8 protein-coding genes and 4 pseudogenes are annotated in these 20,921 nt (G+C 66.6%); 5 read left to right on the top strand and 7 right to left on the bottom strand.

The window, feature by feature from the left end:
* Positions 1-220: 220 nt before the first annotated feature.
* The 5 genes and pseudogenes from PL79_RS09970 to PL79_RS09950 form a co-directional block, all read right to left on the bottom strand.
* A pseudogene (locus tag PL79_RS09970) lies at positions 221-6,193 on the bottom strand (ESPR-type extended signal peptide-containing protein); the annotation flags it as partial.
* Positions 6,194-7,327: 1,134 nt separating this feature from the next.
* Positions 7,328-8,230, bottom strand: coding sequence for a hypothetical protein (locus PL79_RS09965; RefSeq protein WP_044844445.1), 903 nt, complete (start codon positions 8,228-8,230; stop codon positions 7,328-7,330).
* 92 nt (positions 8,231-8,322) lie between these two features.
* Positions 8,323-8,541, bottom strand: coding sequence for a hypothetical protein (locus tag PL79_RS09960; protein ID WP_006749916.1), 219 nt, complete (start codon positions 8,539-8,541; stop codon positions 8,323-8,325).
* Between the two features lie 224 nt (positions 8,542-8,765).
* A complete protein-coding gene (locus PL79_RS09955) occupies positions 8,766-9,416 on the bottom strand; it encodes an NADPH-dependent FMN reductase (RefSeq protein ID WP_044844444.1) in 651 nt (216 codons plus the stop codon).
* Positions 9,417-9,717: 301 nt separating this feature from the next.
* Complete coding sequence (locus PL79_RS09950; RefSeq protein WP_044844443.1) at positions 9,718-10,023, bottom strand: NIPSNAP family protein; 306 nt, start codon at positions 10,021-10,023, stop codon at positions 9,718-9,720.
* Positions 10,024-10,345: 322 nt separating this feature from the next.
* On the opposite strand from PL79_RS09950, the gene PL79_RS09945 reads away from it, so the two are divergent.
* Positions 10,346-11,218, top strand: coding sequence for a GNAT family N-acetyltransferase (locus PL79_RS09945; RefSeq protein ID WP_082088479.1), 873 nt, complete (start codon positions 10,346-10,348; stop codon positions 11,216-11,218).
* 28 nt (positions 11,219-11,246) lie between these two features.
* Here PL79_RS09945 and PL79_RS09940 read toward each other — a convergent pair.
* Positions 11,247-12,598 (bottom strand): annotated as a pseudogene (locus PL79_RS09940) (DUF3999 domain-containing protein).
* Positions 12,595-15,990 (bottom strand): annotated as a pseudogene (locus PL79_RS09935) (DUF2339 domain-containing protein). Before PL79_RS09935 ends, PL79_RS09940 begins: the two co-directional pseudogenes overlap by 4 nt.
* Positions 15,991-16,347: 357 nt before the next feature.
* Between PL79_RS09935 and PL79_RS09930 the strand changes: the two are divergent.
* From PL79_RS09930 to PL79_RS09915, 4 genes and pseudogenes are all read left to right on the top strand, one after another.
* Positions 16,348-17,759 (top strand): annotated as a pseudogene (locus PL79_RS09930) (quaternary amine ABC transporter ATP-binding protein); the annotation flags it as partial.
* Entirely contained in the window at positions 17,752-18,648 is an 897-nt protein-coding gene (gene choW / locus PL79_RS09925) for a choline ABC transporter permease subunit (RefSeq protein WP_044844439.1), read from the top strand. The pseudogene PL79_RS09930 and the gene choW, both read left to right, overlap by 8 nt.
* A 117-nt stretch (positions 18,649-18,765) precedes the next feature.
* On the top strand, positions 18,766-19,767 hold the full coding sequence (locus tag PL79_RS09920) for a GlxA family transcriptional regulator (protein ID WP_044844438.1): 1,002 nt from the start codon (positions 18,766-18,768) through the stop codon (positions 19,765-19,767).
* A gap of 110 nt (positions 19,768-19,877) precedes the next feature.
* The gene (locus PL79_RS09915; RefSeq protein WP_044844437.1) at positions 19,878-20,825 is read left to right on the top strand and encodes a choline ABC transporter substrate-binding protein; all 948 of its coding nucleotides are present in this window, start codon (positions 19,878-19,880) and stop codon (positions 20,823-20,825) included.
* Positions 20,826-20,921: the final 96 nt, after the last annotated feature.

Here is a 20,921-nt window from a genome sequence, read left to right as displayed (position 1 = left end):
ACGAGCTGATCGAACTGTTAGCCGACGACAGGCCGGTCGAGGTCGAGGTGGACAGCGACGAAATCGAGCTGGTTGCCGACGAGAGGCCAGTCGACGTGGAGGTCGACAGCGAAGCGACCGAGCTATCGGTCGAGCTCAGGCCCGTCGACAGCGAGCTGATCCCCGTCGAAGTCGAGGTAGACAACGAGCTAATCGAGCTGGTTGCTGACGAGAGGCCAGTCGACGTGGAGGTCGACAGCGAAGCGACCGAGCTATCGGTCGAGCTGAGGCCCGTCGACAGCGAGCTGATCCCCGTCGAAGTCGAAGTGGACAGCGAGCCGATCGAGCTGGTTGCCGACGAGAGGCCCGTCGACGTGGAGGTCGACAGCGAGGCGACCGAGCTATCGGTCGAGCTCAGGCCCGTCGACAGCGAGCTGATACCGGTCGAAGTCGAGGTGGACAGCGAGCCGATCGAGCTGGTTGCCGACGACAAGCCGGTCGACGTCGAGGTCGACAGCGAAGCGACCGAGCTATCGGTCGAGCTCAGGCCGGTCGACAACGAGCTGATGCCGGTCGAGGTCGAGGTAGACAACGAGCTAATCGAGCTGGTTGCCGACGACAGGCCAGTCGACGTCGAGGTCGACAGCGACGCCACCGAGCTGTCGGTCGAGCTGAGGCCGGTCGACAACGAGCCGATACCCGTCGAAGTCGAGGTGGACAGCGAGCTGATCGAGCTGGTTGCTGAGGACAAGCCGGTCGACGTCGAAGTCGAGAGTGAAGCGACCGAGCTATCGGTCGAGCTCAGGCCGGTCGACAGCGAGCCGATGCCGGTCGAGGTCGACGTGGACAGCGAGCTGATCGAGCTGTTTGCCGACGACAGGCCAGTCGACGTCGAGGTCGACAGCGAAGCGACCGAGCTATCGGTCGAGCTGAGGCCCGTCGACAACGAGCTGATACCCGTCGAAGTCGAGGTGGACAGCGAGCTGATCGAGCTGTTAGCCGACGACAGGCCGGTCGACGTCGACGTCGAGAGCGAAGCCACCGAGCTATCGGTCGAGCTCAGGCCGGTCGACAGCGAGCTGATGCCGGTCGATGTCGAGGTGGACAGTGAGCTGATCGAGCTGTTTGCCGACGACAGGCCGGTCGACGTCGAAGTCGAGAGCGAAGCCACCGAGCTATCGGTCGAGCTCAGACCGGTCGACAGCGAGCTGATACCCGTCGAAGTCGACGTGGACAGCGACGAAATCGAGCTGGTCGCCGAGGACAAGCCGGTCGACGTGGAAGTCGACAGCGAAGCGACCGAGCTATCGGTCGAGCTCAGGCCGGTCGACAACGAGCTGATGCCGGTCGAGGTCGACGTGGACAGCGAACTGATCGAGCTGGTTGCTGACGAGAGGCCAGTCGACGTGGAAGTCGACAGCGAGGCGACCGAGCTATCGGTCGAGCTGAGGCCGGTCGACAGCGAGCTGATACCGGTCGAGGTCGACGTGGACAACGAGCCGATCGAGCTGGTTGCCGACGACAAGCCGGTCGACGTGGACGTCGACAGCGAAGCCACTGAGCTATCGGTCGAGCTCAGGCCGGTCGACAACGAGCTGATCCCCGTCGAGGTCGAGGTGGACAACGAGCTGATCGAGCTGGTTGCCGACGAGAGGCCAGTCGACGTCGACGTCGACAGCGAAGCCACCGAGCTATCGGTCGAGCTCAGGCCCGTCGACAGCGAGCTGATCCCTGTCGAAGTCGAAGTGGACAACGAGCCGATTGAGCTGTTAGCCGAGGACAGGCCAGTCGACGTGGAGGTCGACAGCGAAGCGACCGAGCTATCGGTCGAGCTCAGGCCGGTCGACAGCGAGCTGATACCCGTCGAGGTCGAGGTGGACAGCGAGCCGATCGAGCTGTTAGCCGAGGACAGGCCAGTCGACGTGGAGGTCGACAGCGAAGCCACCGAGCTATCGGTCGAGCTCAGGCCGGTCGACAACGAGCTGATGCCGGTCGAGGTCGACGTGGACAGCGAACTGATCGAGCTGGTTGCTGACGAGAGGCCGGTCGACGTGGAAGTCGACAGCGAAGCGACCGAGCTATCGGTCGAGCTGAGGCCCGTCGACAACGAGCTGATACCCGTCGAGGTCGACGTGGACAACGAGCTGATCGAACTGTTAGCCGACGACAGGCCGGTCGAGGTCGAGGTGGACAGCGACGAAATCGAGCTGGTTGCCGACGAGAGGCCAGTCGACGTCGACGTCGACAGCGAAGCGACCGAGCTATCGGTCGAGCTCAGGCCCGTCGACAGCGAGCTGATGCCGGTCGAAGTCGACGTGGACAACGAGCTGATCGAGCTGTTAGCCGACGAGAGGCCAGTCGACGTGGAGGTCGACAGCGAAGCGACCGAGCTATCGGTCGAGCTGAGGCCCGTGGACAACGAAGTGATGCCGGTCGACAGCGACGAGATTGCGCTGCTGGACGACGACACTGTCGTCGACAGCGAATCCACGATGGAATTGGTCGCGAAGAGTTGGGAGCCGTTGATCGCGTCCGTGCTGGTCGGCGTGATCTGACCTGCTGCGACGTTGCTGATCTGACGCGTGGTGCCCGTGGCCGCGTCGCCGACGCTCACCACGCTGCTCGGATTGCCGCCCGCGAACGTGGCGGTCACGCCGCCGACGGTACCCGTTGGCGTCGCGTGGGGCGTGTCGGTGACGGAGCCGCTGCCGAGTGCGACGTCGCCGGTGTTGTTGGCGATGGCATTCGGGCCGATCGCGACCGAGTCGGTGCCGAGCGCCTGGCTGTCGGCTGCCGTCGACTTCGCGTGGAAGTACTTGATGCCCTCGCTGTTGATGCTGTCGATCGCCGAGCCGACGCTGCTGGCGGTCGACGTCGTGCCATTCGCGTTGTACGTCGTGTACGCCGGAGCGGAAACCGTTCCGGTCGTCGGATCGTACTTCGCACCGCCGCCGAGGGCGGAGGCCGTGCTGGTGCCGAGATTGTCGGTCTTGGTCGTGACCGTGCTGAGGCCGGTGGACAGTGAGTTGATGCCGGTCGAGGTCGAGGTGGAGAGCGACGAAATCGAGCTGTTTGCCGACGAGAGGCCGGTCGACGTGGACGTCGACAGCGACGCGACCGAACTGTTGGTCGAGCTCAGGCCGGTGGACAGCGAGTTGATCCCCGTCGAGGTCGAAGTGGACAGCGAGCTGATCGAGCTGTTAGCCGACGACAGGCCGGTCGACGTGGACGACGACAGCGAAGCCACCGAGCTGTTGGTCGAGCTGAGGCCGGTCGAGAGCGAGCTGATCGAGCTGTTGGCCGATGAGAGGCCGGTCGACGTGGACGACGAAAGCGACGTAACCGAGCTGTTGGTCGAGCTCAGGCCCGTGGAAAGCGAGTTGATGCCCGTCGAGGTCGAAGTGGACAGCGAGCCGATCGAGCTATTAGCCGACGACAGGCCCGTCGACGTGGACGACGACAGCGAAGCGACCGAGCTGTTGGTCGAACTCAGGCCGGTCGACAGCGAGCCGATCGAGCTGTTTGCCGACGAGAGGCCGGTCGACGTGGAGGTCGACAGGGACGCGACTGAGCTGTTGGTCGAGCTCAGGCCCGTGGACAGCGAGTTGATGCCGGTCGAAGTCGAAGTGGACAGCGAGCCGATCGAGCTGTTTGCCGACGAGAGGCCGGTTGACGTGGAGGTCGACAGGGACGCGACTGAGCTGTTGGTCGAGCTCAGGCCGGTGGAAAGCGAGTTGATGCCGGTCGAAGTCGAAGTGGACAGCGAGCCGATCGAGCTGTTTGCCGACGACAGGCCGGTCGATGTGGATGACGACAGCGAAGCGACCGAGCTGTTGGTCGAGCTCAGGCCAGTGGACAGCGAGTTGATGCCGGTCGACGTGGAAGTCGACAACGACGCGACCGAGCTGTTGGTCGAGCTCAGGCCGGTGGACAGCGAGCTAATCCCCGTCGAGGTTGAGGTGGACAGCGAACTGATCGAGCTGTTAGCCGACGACAGACCGGTCGACGTGGACGACGAAAGCGACGTAACCGAGCTATTGGTCGAGCTCAGGCCCGTGGACAGCGAGTTGATGCCGGTCGAAGTCGAGGTGGACAGCGAGCTGATCGAACTGTTAGCCGACGACAGGCCGGTCGACGTGGACGACGAAAGCGACGTAACCGAGCTATTGGTCGAGCTCAGGCCCGTGGACAGCGAGTTGATGCCCGTCGAGGTCGAGGTGGACAGCGAACTGATCGAGCTGGTTGCCGACGACAGACCGGTCGACGTGGACGACGACAGCGAAGCGACCGAGCTGTTGGTCGAGCTGAGGCCCGTGGACAGCGAATTGATGCCCGTCGAAGTCGAGGTGGACAGCGAGCTGATCGAGCTGTTAGCCGACGACAGACCCGTCGACGTGGAAGATGACAGCGAAGCGACCGAGCTGTTGGTCGAGCTGAGGCCGGTCGAGAGCGAGCTGATCGAGCTGTTGGCCGATGAGAGGCCGGTCGACGTGGACGACGAAAGCGACGTAACCGAGCTGTTGGTCGAGCTCAGGCCAGTGGACAGCGAGTTGATGCCCGTCGAGGTCGAGGTGGACAGCGAACTGATCGAGCTATTAGCCGACGACAGGCCGGTCGACGTGGACGACGAAATCGACGTAACCGAGCTATTGGTCGAGCTCAGGCCCGTGGACAGCGAGTTGATGCCGGTCGAAGTCGAGGTGGACAGCGAGCTGATCGAGCTGTTAGCCGACGACAGGCCGGTCGACGTGGACGACGAAAGCGACGTAACCGAGCTATTGGTCGAGCTGAGACCCGTCGACAGCGAGTTGATGCCCGTCGAGGTCGAGGTGGACAGCGAGCTGATCGAGCTGTTAGCCGACGACAGACCGGTCGACGTGGAAGTCGACAGCGACGCGACCGAGCTGTTGGTTGAGCTCAGGCCCGTGGACAGCGAGTTGATCCCCGTCGAGGTCGAGGTGGACAACGAGCCGATCGAACTGTTAGCCGACGACAGACCGGTCGACGTGGACGACGACAGCGACGTAACCGAGCTGTTGGTCGAGCTCAGGCCCGTGGACAGCGAATTGATGCCCGTCGAGGTCGAAGTGGAAAGCGAGCCGATCGAGCTGTTAGCCGACGAGAGTCCGGTCGACGTGGAGGTCGACAGCGACGCGACCGAGCTGTTGGTCGAGCTCAGGCCGGTGGACAGCGAGTTGATGCCCGTCGAAGTCGAGGTGGACAGCGAGCTGATCGAGCTGTTAGCCGACGAGAGTCCCGTCGACGCCGACGTCGACAGGCTGCTGATCGCGCTCGTCGTCGTGCTCATTCCGGTGCTGAGCTGGGCCACCGTGACCGCGTCCTGCGGTGCCGAGCCGTCGGCGACGTTCGTGATGCGACGCAGGGCCGTCGCGCTGCCGACCGACACTTCCGATGTCGGCGCGGCGCTGCCCGTCAGATAACCCGTTCCCGTCGGCGCTGCCGCGCCGGTCACGCTGCCGGCACCGATCGCGACGCTGGATGCGTAGTTGGCCGTGCCGCCGAGCGCGATCGCATTGGCGCCCGTTGCCGTTGCGCCATTGCCGATGGCGGATGCGCCGGAGCCGGCAGCGGTGGCGCCCGAACCGAGCGCGGTGCCATTGGTACCAGTCGACGTGACGGTCGCATTCGCGCCGATCGCAATGCCCGACGTCGTCGCGGCGTTGACGTTCGAGAACCGGCCGATCGCGATTGCGTTGGTGCCCGCAGCGATGGCGCCGCCCGTGCCCGAGCTGTTGCCGCCGCCGAGCGCGATTGAGCTGGTGCCCGATGCCGTCGCGTCGTTGCCGACCGCAGTGGCGCCGGTATTGAGCGCGGTCGAGCCGGAGCCGATGCCGATCGCGCTTGACCCGGTGGCTACGGAACGCTGGCCGAACGCCTGTGAATAGCTGCCCGATGCGGTCGCGTTCGCGCCGATCGCGATCGACGTTGCGCCGCTGGCCGTGGTCGTACTGCCCGAGTTGCCGCCGATGGCGATCGCCTGGGCGCCCGAGGCTATGACCGAGCCGCCTGCGCCGCCTGCGGAGTACTGTGCGTGCGCGACGTTGCCGACGGTCGCCCCCGCGACGAGCGCAACGGTTGCCACGGCCTTCACGACGGCCGACTTGTTCGGCTTGCCCCGTGCCGAATCGTGTTCGGATGCCGCGACCCAGGCGCCAAGAGCTTCGTTCCAGATCGAGCGGTACGTGCGGTTCATGTCCTACTACCTCCAAATAAGCACGCCACACACCGGTCTCTTTCGTTAGAGGAATCTGCCGTGCGCTCGCGCGAATCTTAAAATTGATGGGCGGAGTTTATTTGAGGCGATATTTTGAGATTGACAAACAGTGATAAATCGAAGGTTTTGGAAGTTAAAAGATGGTTAATAGATCGTGTTTTGAGCTGTTGGCGTGTAAGAAAGTTGAAAATGATTTGAAGGTGGAGTGAAGGTCTCGTGCGGATGCGGTGATGGATGAAAAAAACCATAAAAATCAACGTAGTGACGTGGTTTTGTGTGTGGCGCCACACATTGGTTAACCCAAAAAGTAAGACAAATGTAACGACAAACGTTTGCGGCAAACGTTTGCCTTTCTGAGTTGTAATGTCAGGCGGGACGCTGGCTCGTATGCATTCGAGGCTCTTGTTAATTTATTAATACGAGATTTGATGTGAATTTTTAATTGTATTTATTGGTTTGCCGGTAAATCAAAAAAACATGAGCCACGGATTGTCTGACTATGCTGGTTTGCGCATCTCATCGGCCGCGCGCGCCCGTGGGGCGGGCCTTCCCCGGCGCCGGTTTCACAAAGTTGTAAAAAAGTGCTACAGGTGCATTGGTACGGCGATTGGGATTCCAGTTCGGAATCTGTTCAATTGACGTACTTCATATGACGGGTTGGGGCAGGGGGAGACGAGGTGCCAGATCGCCCGCGCCGGGCAGTCTTGCAACCGGAGTCGTTGCGATGAGGTGGCGGGGCGTCCACGATGACGGCCGAAGACGCGAACGATAGGGAGCAACGGGGAGCCGCGAGCAGGAAACCCGGATCTGCTTCACGGTGACTCGACCGTGCTGGCAAGGGCGCATTCCGCGGGAGAGAAAGACGATACGCAAGCGCGTCGGAGGAGCACCGTCAGGCTGATGGGTGTCCGTTGGCTGGCGTGATGCCGCGCCCAAATCGCCGGATGCGAGCCGGGGTGTGGTTCGTTCTCGTCCGGAAGGGGGAATCGCGATGAGGATGGCAGTCGCGGCGACGCGCCCCGGTTCTGCCACCCGGTCCGGGCGGCCCAGTACATCGTCCCGGACAATGCGCCGGCGGCCGGCCTGCACCGCCGGCAACCCGCCGCCGTAGCCTTATTTCCGCATGAATCGCAGCGCGAGGCGCGCCATGCGCGGCACGAACATCGGGCGCAGCAGCCGTTTGTCGTACCCGGCCATGCGCCGGTCGTTCTCGCTGACACACAGTTCGATCAGTTCGCGCGGGTTCAGCGCATCGCCGATGTCGGCGGTGCTCGTCGCCGGAAAGTTCGCGTCGTGCGCGACGCCGTCCGCATCGATCCCGCGCGCGATGCCGATGCGTTCCCGGATCAGGAATGCCCACACGGCCGCCACCCGCGCGAAGAACCACGGCCGGCGCCACCACGGCAAACTCCGCCAGTACCACGCATACCAGTTCACGAAGAACAGGATGTGCCGGCCTTCCTCCTGGATCACGGGCTCGAAGGTGTCGACGAGTTCGGGCGGGAAATAGCCGGAGCGCTGCGCGGAGCGGAACAGACCGAACGCGAAGAAGCTGTCGATGCATTCGCTGAAGCCGGTCACCATCCACGACCACTCGGGGTCCTTCGGAGCAGGATAGGCCGGTTCGGGCGCGAGCTTGATGCCGTATGCCTGGACCAGCTTCGACAGCACGACCTTGTGCCGAGCCTCCTCGGCGCCGTCCATCTCGAGCGCCTGGCGCAGCAGCGGATCGCCGACGGTTGCGGCGAAGGTGGCGACGCGGATCGACGCGCGGCCTTCGGTCTGCACGGCGATGTCCCAGATCGGCAGCGACGTGAGCCGCTTGAGTTCGTCGGGCTTGAGCGGCGGCCAGTCGATGACGGCCGGTTTGTACGGGTTGTGCGTATCGAGCAGCATGCGGCAGAACATTTGCCTGTGCGCATCGGAACCGATCCTGACCGGACCTTGACGTTCGAAAGTCCAGTTGCGCATGGCGTGATCTGCCGCTGCATGGTCTTCCTGCAGCGTGTCGGACATGGCTGTTGTTATGCGATTACGAGACGAAAGATTCTTGCATAGCTTCCGTAATCGCGCATTTTCGAGCAGCCCTGCGCTGCCGGGTGCCGCGCTCAGGCCTGTGTATCGACCCAGAGGCGTCCCCAGCGGGACGCATACGCGAGCGCGTGTTCCTCTTCGAAGAAGAAATCGATTGCGTCGAACGATACGGCGCGCGGCGACGGGCCGCCGCTTGCCTTCTCGATCGTCAGGTTCGCGGCGAACAGCCCGTTCGGCAGCCGGGCGGCGGCGGGGGCGACTTCGTAGCCCTTGTAACGGATCGTGCGGTTCATGGCGTGCGCATGGAAGGTTCGGGCTTTCAGCGTACGAAAACCCGCGGCCCGCGTGAACCAATCTTTCGGCCAATGCAAATCACGTGGCGGGCCGGATCGTTATCGGGGTGGGGCGCCGACATGAAGCAGGCGGCAGCGCTGCGATGCGCGCCGGACGGCCGGATGCGCGCAGCCCGCGCGCGGCGAACGTCGTCGGCCGGGCGCGGGCTGCGGGGAGGCGGGGATTACTGGTTGGCGATCTTCAGCACGGGCGCGAGCGCGTCGACCGATGCGGCGTGCGTGGCCGCGCGATGCGATGCGAACGCGAGCGCGAATTCGGCTGCCTGCGAGCCGACGGTCTCGAGCTGTGCGACGACCTTCGGATCCGAGCAGCTGTCGGCGCTTTCGAAGCGCGTTTCGAGCGTGTTCACGGTGGCGCCGAACGGGGTCGGCCAGCCGCGCAGCGCGTGGACGATCGACCGGAGCGACGTCAGCACGGTGCCGGCGGCTTGCCAGCCGTAGGCCGTGACGATCAGGCCGACCGCGCGACCGTCGAGGTACGGGCGCTCGTCGGCGCGCAGTTCCTCGAGCGTGTCGAGCGCGTTCTTCACGAGGCCGGACACGCCGCCGTGATAGCCGGGCGTCGCGATGATGATCGCGTCGGCTTCGCGCACGGTGTCGATCAGTTCTCGCTGCGCGTCGGTCAGCGTCTTGTGTTCGGGGGCGTAGTGCGGCAGCGTATGCAGGAACGGGCCGTCGAACAGGCGCGTGCGTGCGCCGGCGGCTTGCGCGCCGCGCAGCGCGAACGACAGTGCGCGCTCGGTCGACGATGCGGCCCGGGTGGTGCCGCCGATGCCGACCACGAACGGGCGGCGGTGTTGGTCGAATGCAGTCAAAGGGCGCTCCTTGGGGATGGCTTGCCCGGCTAAGCACAGGCTTAAAACCAGATGGTAACGACCCCGCCGCCACTCTGAAAACGACTTTTCGTTCTATCGATATGCCAGGCACGCGGGGCGCGCGTGCGCGCGGCGACGCAGATGGATAGCAGAAATGCTTGGTTGGGACGGCGAGCCGCGCTCGATAAGATGGGCCCGTCTCCTCCATAAATGTCTCTACTGACATGGGTTGGCCCCGCCGCGCGGATGCAGGCGGGGCTTTTTTTCGTCCGGCGCCGGAAAGGGGGCGCGATGCGCGGGGTTACTCGAACACCGGCCGGAAGAAGCTGCGCTCGTAGCTGACGATGCAGCGCGTTTCCTCTGCATACCGGAACGCGGCCTGGCACGCGGGATCGGCCTTCGAGCGTTTGCGATAGCGCTCGTACTCGGCGAGACTCGGGAACGAGAACATCGCGAGCGCGATGTTGCTGGCGCCCTCGGAAGGCAGGAAGTAGCCGTGGTGCGTGCCGCCGAATTGCTCGACGAGCGGAATCCACATCTTGCCGTAGATTTCGAACTGCTCGAGTTTGTACGGATCGATGACGTAGCGAAGGAAGCAGGTGACCATGGGTGCTCGCGGTGCGGTGGAGGATCAGCGAGTCTGGAGCGCGTCGCCGGGTGTGTCAACGACGATGCGGGGCGCTCGCGCGGGGCATCGCGAGTCCGGAATCGCGCGGCATGGTGTCGGCGACGAAGTGCGCGTCACGTATTGCTTGCAGGCACAACGATCGGTATGTGCGACCACGGGTCCGAAGGCGCCGAACGCATGAAAATGCACACCGCCGCGCCATCGCCTCGCTTCGATTTCTCGTCTTTTTTACGACATTTTTTCTTGCGACGCCTCGCGGCGCGCTCCTAGACTTCGGTCATCCTGACCACGGAGCGCTGCCATGTCGATATCCCGGAACACGATCGCCGAACGTTCACCCGCCGCGCCGCCTGCCGTGCGCGCCGACCGGGTCATCGTGCGGCGCTTCGATCCGGCAGTCGACAGCTACACGCAGCTCACCGCGCTGCTGCACCGTGCGTTCGCGCGACTCGGCGCGATGGGGCTCAACTGTACGTGTGTCGACCAGGCCGAGGAGGTCACGCGTCGCCGCGCGGAAGCGGGTGAATGCCATGTCGCGGTGTCGGGCGGTCGCGTCGTCGGCACGATGACGCTCTACGCCACCGATCCGTCGTCGCCGTGTTCGCTGTACCGTCGCGACGGCGTCGCGAGCGTGCGGCAGGTGGCCGTCGATCCCGGCTGGCAAGGCGGCGGGATCGGTGCGACGCTGCTCGCGTTTGCCGGGCAGTGGGCCGCGTTGCGCGGTTATTCGCTGCTCGCGCTCGATACGCCGCATCCCGCGTCGCATCTGCTGGCGTTCTACCGGGCCCAGGGCTTCGACGTCGTCGATATCGTGCGCTTCGCCGGCAAGCGCTATGACAGCGCGATCCTGTGCAGGCGTCCCGTTGCATGCGTCGCGCGTCGCATGTCGCCGGCATCGCGGCGGGGCGTGCGGCCTGTCGTGATGGCGCAATCATGGGCGCTTCGCGCGATCGCGGCGATCCGGGCCGACTGGCGTGCGCGTCGCGGTACGCGCTCGCCGGCGATGGGGGCGGCCGGCGCGGCCAGCTGCCGCTCGTCGCCGTGGCGTCCGCGTCCGCACGGCCGCGTCGCGGCGCGAACGGTGCAAACGGTGCAAACGGTGCAAACGGTGCAAACGGTGCAAACGGTGCAAACGGTGCAAACGGTGCAAACGGTGCGCGCGGCACCGGCCTGATTCGGTGTACCGGCGTGGTGGCGTGGTCCTACTCGTCGCGAGCAGGCGTGTCGCCGCCGCCGCGTGCGAGGCGCCATGCGATCGTGCCGAGCACGCCGACCGCGACGACCAGCGCACCCCACAGCACGTAACGGCGGGCCGCATCCGTATCGGCTGCGGGCCCGGGCGGGACCGCCGACGCCGGCAGCGCCGCACCGACGCGCGCGGGCCGCACCTCCGGCGCCATTCCGACCAGCAGCGCATCGCGGCTCACGGCCGACGACGGCAGCGACGCATTGCCGACACCGAGCGTGAACGGCGGCGTGCCGCGCGCCACGAAGGTCAGGGCGGCCGGATGCCAGCCGACCGCGACGGCCGGCTGGCCGCCGCCGAGCCCGCCGTTGCGCATGTCGACGACGATTCGCCACGCGCGATCGGGATTCGACGCAAACGCCAGCGGCGGTTGCGCTGCTCGCCCGCCTTGCCCTGCAGCCGGAACAGCACGGCACCGGCGACCTCGCGCCACGGCGCCTGCGCGTCGGGGCGACTCTGCAGCGTTGCGCGCGCAACCGTATTCGGTTGCGGCAGGTCGATGCGCACGCGGTCGACCGGATAGGCGCCGTCGGTATCGAACAGATACTCGCCGGGCGCGCCGCCGGCCCGCACGTGTACGGCAGCGCGCCATTGACGCGGCACGGCAGCGGAGTCCGTCGTGCGCGCATCGTGCGGTTGCGTTTCGATCTCGATCGATCCGATCGCGGGCGCGCCGTCGAGCCAGTCGAGCCGCAGGTAGCGCGGCCCCGCGCCCTCGAGCGCGATGCGTTCCTGCACCAGCAGGTCGCCGCCGCGGCCGACCTTCAGCAGTTGCGTGCTGCCGAGCGAGCGCCAGCTGCGCAGGTCGTCGCTCGCTTCGACGGCGACACGGCCCTGGTAGCTGTCGTCGCTCACATGCACGAGCAGCGCGTCGACCTCGCCGTCCGCATGCGACAGGTCGACGAGATCGGCCGCATGCTTCGCGCGAGCCGGTGCGGTGACGGCCGCGCGCAGCGAGCCGTCCGGCGCGACCGACACGCCGAGCGGCGCCTGACCGTCGTCGGCGCGCGCGGGCGGCAGCGGGAACCAGTGCACCGGCGTGCGCGCCGGCGGCACGGCGGCCGCCGCAGGCGCATCGAGCGAATACGGCACGGGCTCGCCGGCGCCGTTGAACACGCGCACGTCGCCGAGATCGTCGCGCCGGCTGGCCGCATAGACGGCCTGCGGCACGGTGAGCTGGTAATACGCGGCGCTGCCGTCAAGATCGAGCGAGAAGCGCCGCGCGACGCGTTCCGCGCCGGGTGCGCCGTCGGCCGTCGCGAACGACGTCAGCAGGCTCAGGCCGAGCAGGGCTGCGAGTCGTTTCATGGTTGGGTGTCGCCCGGTTGGGCCGCGGCCTTCGGCGGCAGCGGCGAGAAATAGCCGATCAACAGCAGCAGGATGCCGATGCCGATGAACGACACGATGCGTTCGATGCCGGTGACGTGCGACAGGTCGAACAGGAACAGCTTGATCACCGTGAGCGCGAGGAGCGCGGCGCCGACGAACCACAGCGGACGCAAGCCGCGGCGCGTGGCCCAGATCATCGTCGCGAGCGCGCAGAGCGTCCAGTACACGGAGACCGACGCCTGAACGAGCGTCGATTCCGCCATCGCGTCGAATGCGTACGGCACGCCGGTCCAGTGATGCAGCGTGCGCAGCAGGATCGCGTTCAGCCACAGGAAGGCCGTTGCGCCGGCCGCGCCGAGCAGTTCGACGCGATAGTTGTCGAACGGCCAGCCGAGCGTGCGTGCGCGCACGAACCACGACGCGGCGAGCGCATAGACCACCACCAGCACGAGGTCGAGCGGATTGAGCAGAGGAATGCGCGCCCAGCTGCCGCCGTCCTGCGTGAAGTTCGCGTAGAAGGTCCAGGCCCACATCACGACGATCAGCGGCAGCGACGCCAGCGCGCACACGCGCGCGATGCCGTTGCGGCGCGTCAGCCACATGCCGGCGAATGCGAACAGGCTCCAGCCGACCATGAACACCTGCTGGATGCCGAACGACGACAGCACGGTGTCGATGTCGTAGGCCAGGTGGAAACGCTGATGCAGCGTGCGCAGCAGCAGCGCGTTGAACCACAGGAACACGGTCGCGAGCGCGGCGAGGTCGGCCGCCAGCGGATGCCAGGTGACCCCGAGCGTCTTCAGGCGGCGCAGCCAGGTGGCGAACGCGACGAAGATCAGCAGTTGCGCGACGTCCAGCGGATTGAGCAGCGGCAGCCAGAACAGCGGCGACGCATCGCCGTCGCTCGTCACGCTGGCGATGCTCCACAGCCACAGCAGCGCGGCGAGCGGCGCGGCCCCCCATACCTGATACGCGCGCGGGAACGCGGCGACCGGCCAGCGCAGGCGCGAGCCGGGGCCCGACACCAGCAGAAGCAGCGCGCCGAAACCGTAGGCCCACGCGCTCCAGCTCCACGCGCCTTCGGGGACGAACGCACGCAGGCGCGAGAAGCCCTCGAGCGAGAACAGCCCGCACAACGTCCAGAACATCAGCGTGTGCAGCGGCGCGATCACGGGGGCGGGGATGGCCGCCACGGCCGACGTGCCCGTCGCGCCCGCCACGCTCGCCGCCGGACCGGCGGCCGCCGTGCCGCGCGACTGCCGCAGCAGCAGTGCATAGCATGCGATGACGGCGATCGGCCACGCGAACGCGCCCATGCCCGACAGCGGCGCCTCGTGCGAATCGAACGCGCGCAACGCGAGCAGCGCGAGCACCGGCGTCAGCGCGAGCGCCGGCCATTCGGCGATCGGCCACGCGAGCTTGCGGCGCGCGACGTGCGCGAGCCACGCGGTGCCGGCGGCGAACAGCGCGGTCGCGTCGACGACGAACCGGTCCGCATGCAGGTCGACGTGACGGCCCGCGTAGACGAGGATCTCGTGCAGTCCGCCGCTCAGCCACCACAGCAGCCCCCACGCCGCGGCGGCCGCGCCGACGTCCGGCATCCACGCGTGCCACGTGCGCGCTTCGTCGCGTCCGTGCAGCCACCAGCCCGTGAACAGCCCGGCGAGCGCGATCAGCAGCATCGCGATGTATGCGCTGTTGAGCACCGGCAGCGTGTTCGTGTCGGCCGGGCCGAGCAGGCTCGTGAAGAATGCGCCGGCCGCGGCGATCTGCATCAGCAGGCCGAAGCCGAACGGCGCAAGGCGCTTCTCGCGCACGCCGACCCACACGATCGCCGCGCCTTCGATCGCCCACGCGGCACTGGTCGTCGGGCCCGAGAACGCGAGCGGCACCGCGAGCGTCGCGAAGATCACCGCGAGCGCGAGCATCGCTTCGAACAGCAGCGCGAGACGATCGCGGCGCCGCGCGAGCCAGGCGGCGATCGCGACGTAGAACGCCGACAGCGCGACCGCGCTCCATGCTAGCCCGAACGGCATGTCCTTCACGAGCGACGCCTGCAGCGCGGTCGCGACGATCGGCGTGCCGAACACGAGCGTGCCGTCGACATAGTGGCGCAGCGCCAGCTCGCGTTTCACCGCGTACAGCAGCGCGATGCCGACATACATCAGGAAGAACAGGATCAGGAACGGCTCGGTGGTCGCGAACAGCGCGGGGCGGTACGCCGTCACGCCCCACGCCGAGCCGATCGTGAACGTGAACACGAAGCCGAGCAGGTTCAGCGGACGCCAGGCCTTGAACCACGCGATCGCGAAGATGCCTGCGTTCAGCAGTGCGTAGTAGCTGAACAGCGCGACATGGCTGCCATGGCCGGTCGACAGCAGCACCGGCGCGAGAAAGCCGCCCGCGCTGCCCATGAACGCGAGCGGCAGCGCGTTCTGCTTCACCGCGAGGAACGCGCTCAGCGCGCACACCGCGACCATCAGCGGGAACGCCGCGCCGACCGGCAGCAGCGTGTAGAGCTTGGTCGCGGCGAAGATCGTCAGGTACAGGATGCCGATGCCGCCACCCTGCAGCACGAGACCGTACGCCGCGCGGCGCGCACGCACGCGCCAGCCGATCGCGAGCAGCGCGGCCGCGGCGAGCGCCGTGCCGGCCAGGCGGAATTCGATCGGCAGCATGTCGTTGTCGGCCGCGTACTTGAGCAGGAACGCGACGCCGAAGAACAGCACGATGATGCCGACGCGCACGACCGTGTTGCCGCCGAGCAGCCAGTCGCGCGCGGCGCGGAGCGCGCGTTCGGCGATACCGGATTCGCGGGGTTCGGGCGGGGCGGGTGGGGCCGGCGGCGTGGTCGTTGCGGGCGCACGCGTCGGTGCGCCGGCGGCGGCCGGTGCGGCGCTCGTCCGCATGGCGACTGCCGCGCGGGAGCGGGCGCGGACGTCGACGACGGCACGCCGGCGCTCGCGACGCAGGCTGCACGGATGGTCGAGGCGGGATCGCGGCGGGCGCCGGCGTGATGGTGGAGGGCGGTGTCGACGGCACCTGCGCGGCGCTGCCGGTCGTCGCGGCACCGGCCTTCGCGCCGGCGAGCTGGCGCGCAGCACGTCGAGCTCGCGCGTGAGCGCGTCGACCGTCGCTTCGAGGCGCGCGACGCGATCGGCGAGCGGCACGGGAGCGGGTTGCGGCGTCGCGGAAATCGCGAACGCGTCGGGGGGCGTACCGCCGTGCGTGCGCTTGCGTTGCTGCAGCGCGTAGCCGATGCAGAACCCGGCCGCCGCACCGAGCAGCGTGCCGTTGGCGGCGGAGAAATCCCCGAACAATGCGGCGATACCGCCCACGATGAAACCGATTGCGGCAAAAGCCCAATTCATCGCCTTGCTCCCTCTCTCATTTCGTTATCGTCCTTCGATCGTCGCGTGGCCCGATCGAGGCTGTTTCCGCATGGCCGGCAGGCGAACCGGCATGCGCGGACTGCCGGCGCAGCGCCACGCGCAAGGCGCAAGGCGACGTCGCGATCGGCGTGTTTGCCGGAATGTATCACAATGGCCATGGGGGATTTTCTGGGTTGCGGGCGGGTCGCGAAGCATGGCTGTCGCGCGTTCGCGGCGCCTGTTTTCGTACGACCATTCTTTTTGCCGGCGCCGGGCAGGCGAGACGGCCCGATCGGACGTGGAATTGTCGCAAAGCGACGCGCGGTTTTTGCGGGTTGTCGCAAAACGCCGCCGCTCGCGCGTCGCGCTGCTGCGCACAAGTCACGCCCGCGATGCCCGCCGGTGCTGGCTGTGCGCGTATTGCGTTGCCGCAATCGGGGGCCGCCGAGCGCCGCGCCCCGCCGGGCGGGCCTGCGGGGTGTGTCGTATTTGCGCAAGCGTTTGTCGTAATTCGTCGGCAGGTCGGGGTTTTTTCTGGCAACTATGTAGGCACGTTGAGTCACACGCGTGAGTCCCCGCTACACGAGGAGAAGGTTTCGATGGATGCCCCCAAGGTCGTAGTCGAAGGTCTGTGCAAGGTATTTGGAAGCAACCCGCAGCAGGCGCTCGACATGCTCGCCGCCGGCGCAACGAAAGACGATGTGCTCAAGCGTACCGGTCAGGTCGTCGGTGTGCACAACGTATCGTTCGACGTGCAGGAAGGCGAAATATTCGTGCTGATGGGCCTGTCCGGCTCCGGCAAATCCACGCTGATCCGCCTCGTGAACCGGCTGGTCGATCCGAGCGCCGGCAAGGTGCTGATCGACGGGCTCGATGTCGCGTCGGCACGCCGCTCGGCGCTGACCGCGCTGCGCCGCAAGGACATGAGCATGGTGTTCCAGTCGTTCGCGCTGATGCCGCATCGCACCGTGGTGTCGAATGCCGCATTCGGCCTCGAGGTCGCGGGCGTCGGCAAGAAGGAACGCGAACGCCGTGCGATGGAGGTGCTCGAGCAGGTCGGCCTCGCACCGTTCGCGCACAAGCTGCCGTCCGAGCTGTCGGGCGGCATGCAGCAGCGCGTCGGCCTGGCCCGCGCGCTGGCCGTGAACCCGTCGCTGATGATCATGGACGAGGCGTTCTCCGCGCTCGATCCGCTCAAGCGCCGCGAAATGCAGGACGTGCTGCTGCAACTGCAGAAGGAACAGCGCCGCACGATCATGTTCGTGTCGCACGATTTGGAAGAGGCGCTGCGCATCGGCAACCGCATCGCGATCATGGAAGGCGGCCGGCTCGTGCAGGTCGGCACGCCGCAGGACATCATCGCGAACCCGGCCGACGACTACGTGCGCGCGTTCTTCGACGGCATCGACACGAGCCGCTATCTGACCGCGGGCGACCTGATGCAGACGGGCGCCGTGCCGACCATGTCGAAGTGCGACGCCGCGAACGTCGCGGCGACGCTGAACGGCAGTGCCGAATATGCGTTCGTGCTCGACGCCGCACGCAAGATCCGCGGCTTCGTCACGCGCGAGGCGATCGGTCAGGACACGCCGTCGGTGCGGCCGATCGAAAGCATCCGGCGCGATGCGTCGCTCGAACATGTCGTCGCGCGCGTCGTCGCGAGCCCGAATGCACTGCCCGTTGTCGACGACGACGGCTGCTACTGCGGCTCGGTCGACCGCGCTCTTATCCTGAAGGCCATCACGCGTTCGCGAGGCTCCCATGTCTGAAATGATTCCGCTCGGTACCTGGGTCGACCAGTCCGTTCACTACCTGCTCGATCATGACGCGGCGACGTTCGATGCGATCGGCCGCGCGATCGAGGGGCTCGCCGCCTTCGTCGAGCACAGCCTGCAGGCGATCCCGATGTGGCTGATGATGGCGATCTTCATCGGCGTTGGCTTGTGGCGCGTGGGCTGGCGCTTCGCGCTGTTCACCACCGCGTCGCTGCTGCTGATCTTCGCGACGGGCTTCTGGGACCAGACGGTCATCACGCTCGGCCTCACGCTGTCGTCGACGATCATCAGCCTCGTGCTCGGCATTCCGCTCGGCATCTGGGCCGCGAAGAGCAAGTGGGTCGCCGCGATCGTGCGTCCGATCCTCGACCTGATGCAGACGATGCCCGCGTTCGTCTACCTGATTCCGGCCGCGATGCTGTTCGGTCTCGGCCGCGTGCCGGGGATCCTGTCGACGGTGATCTTCGCGATGCCGCCGGCTGTGCGCCTGACGAGCCTCGGCATCCGTCACGTGAACCGCGAGATCGTCGAAGCCGGCCAGGCATTCGGCTGCACGCCGTGGCAGCTGCTGTACAAGGTGCAGTTCCCGAACGCGCTGCCGTCGATCATGCAGGGCGTGAACCAGACCATCATGATGGCGCTGTCGATGGTGATCATCGCGTCGATGGTCGGCGCGGGCGGCCTCGGCAACGACGTGCTCGCAAGTATCCAGCGCCTCGACATCGGCCTCGGCTTCGAAAGCGGTCTGTCGGTCGTGCTGCTCGCGATCATTCTCGACCGCATCACCGAGAGCTTCGGCCGCGCGCCGGGCACCGCGAAAGCACCGCTGTTCTCGGGCCTGAAGCAGCTGTTCCGCGCGAAGGCCGCGCCCGCGCAAGCGTAAGCAACCGGCGGCCGGTTCGACTTCCGGCCGCCTCTTCCGATTCGATACCGGCTTCCGTGGCGTTTGCCACGGGGCTGGCTGCGTGCAACCTGCTCAACCGTTCGCCAGGAGCTCGATGTGACGTCCGCCGCCGCTGCCGCCGTGCCCGCCGCTCGCGTTTCACCGGTTTCGTCCCTTGCCCATTTCGGCTTCCTGACGCTGCCGCACTTCTCGATGATCGCGTTCTCGAGCGCGGTCGAAGTGCTTCGGATGGCGAACTACGTCGGGCGTGCCGATCACTACCAGTGGTCGATCTATTCGCTCGACGGCGCCCCCGTGCGGGCCAGCAACGGCATCGCGGTGCGGCCGACCCAGGCGCTCGACTACACGAACCTGCCCGACGTGATGATCGTGTGCGGCGGGATTCACATCCGCGAGGTGGTCGACGACGGCGCGCGCGACACGCTCGCGGCGCTCGCCGAACGCGGGCTGCCGCTGGGCGGCATCTGCACCGGCGCGTATGCGCTGATGTCGGGTGGCCTGCTCGACGGCTATCGCTGCACCGTGCACTGGGAGAACCTGTCCGCTCTGCATGCGGAGTTTCCGCAGGTGGGGTTCGCCGACGAACTGTTCGTCGTCGATCGCGACCGGCTCACCTGCACCGGCGGCACCGCGCCGCTCGACCTGATGCTGAATCTCGTCGGCATGCGTTTCGGCCAGCAGCTCGCCGCGCAGGTGTCCGAGCAGTTCATCCTCGAACGCATCCGCAGCTCGACCGATACGCAGCCGATCCCCGTCGATGCGCGCGTCGGCTTCTCGCGCGCGGAACTGATCGAAGTGGTGCGGCTGATGGAAGCGAACATCGAGGAGCCGCTGTCGCTCGAGGAACTCGCGCGGCTCGTGCGGCTGTCGCAGCGTCACCTGCAGCGAATGTTCAAGGTGTACCTGAACGTGTCGCCCACTCACTATTACCTGACGCTTCGGCTGAAACGCGCGCGTGACCTGCTGCGCACGACGGATGCGTCGATCGCGCGCGTGACGACGACGTGCGGATTCCATTCGCCGTGTCACTTCAGCAAGGCGTATCGCGCGCAGTTCGGTCACGCGCCGAGCTACGAGCGACGGTTGCCGGGGCGCTGACGCCACCCGCGCGAACCATTCGGTCCGCGACGCCGCCGGGATCGCGGCGCGCGGCTTCAACCATCGATCCCGCCCCCATGAAAAACGACGTCACTTTGAGGAGAAGACAGATGAAGCGCCAATTGATCGCAGCGGTATGCGGGATCGGGATGGCTGCGCCGATGTCGGCGGTTTATGCGGCTGACGCGCCCGTGTGCAAGAACGTGCGCTTCGCGGACGTCGGCTGGACCGACATCGCGGCCACCACCGGCCTTGCTGCGACGATGCTGCAGGGGCTCGGCTACGCGCCGACCAAGACGATCGCGTCGGTGCCGATCACGTTTGCGGGCATCAAGAGCAAGCAGATCGACGTGTTCCTCGGCTACTGGTCGCCGACGATGGACCCGATCATCCAGCCGTTCACGAAGGCCGGCACGATCAAGGTGCTCGCCACGCCCAACCTGACCGGCGCGAAATATACGCTCGCGGTGCCCGACTACGTGTACCAGGGCGGCCTGAAATCGTTCGCCGACATCCAGAAGTACGCCGACAAGCTCAACGGCAAGATCTACGGGATCGAACCGGGCAACGACGGCAACCTGCTGATCAAGAAGATGATCGACGGCAACCAGTTCGGCCTCGGCAAGTTCAAGATGGTCGAGTCGAGCGAGGCCGGGATGCTGGTCGAGGTGAACCGCGCGATCCGCGACAAGCAGTGGATCGTGTTCCTCGGCTGGGAACCGCATCCGATGAACGTGCAGATGAAGATCGACTACCTGAGCGGCGGCGACGACGTGTTCGGCCCGAACTACGGCGAGGCGAAGGTGCTGACGGCCACGCCGCCGGACTACGCGCAGCGTTGCCCGAACGTCGCGAAGTTCGTGTCGAACCTGCAGTTCACGACGTCGATCGAGAACCACGTGATGTTGCCGATCATGAACAAGGAAGACCCGAACAAGGCCGCCGCCGAGTGGCTGAAGGCGAACCCGCAGGCGCTCGACAAGTGGCTGGCCGGCGTGACGACGCTCGACGGCAAGCCGGGCCTGCCGGCGGTGAAGGCGTATCTCGGCGTGCACTGAGCGTCGACGTGACCGGCGCGCTCGCCGACGGCGGCGCGCCGGCGTGATGAAACGCGGCCCTCCCGTATCGTGCGGGCGGGCCGCGTTGCTTTCGGG

Origin of the sequence: Burkholderia sp. USMB20 (assembly GCF_000949135.2) — a bacterium.
GTDB lineage: Bacteria > Pseudomonadota > Gammaproteobacteria > Burkholderiales > Burkholderiaceae > Burkholderia.
The sequence above is the reverse complement of the archived record's forward strand: the minus strand, read 5'-3'. Positions and strand labels throughout refer to the sequence as shown.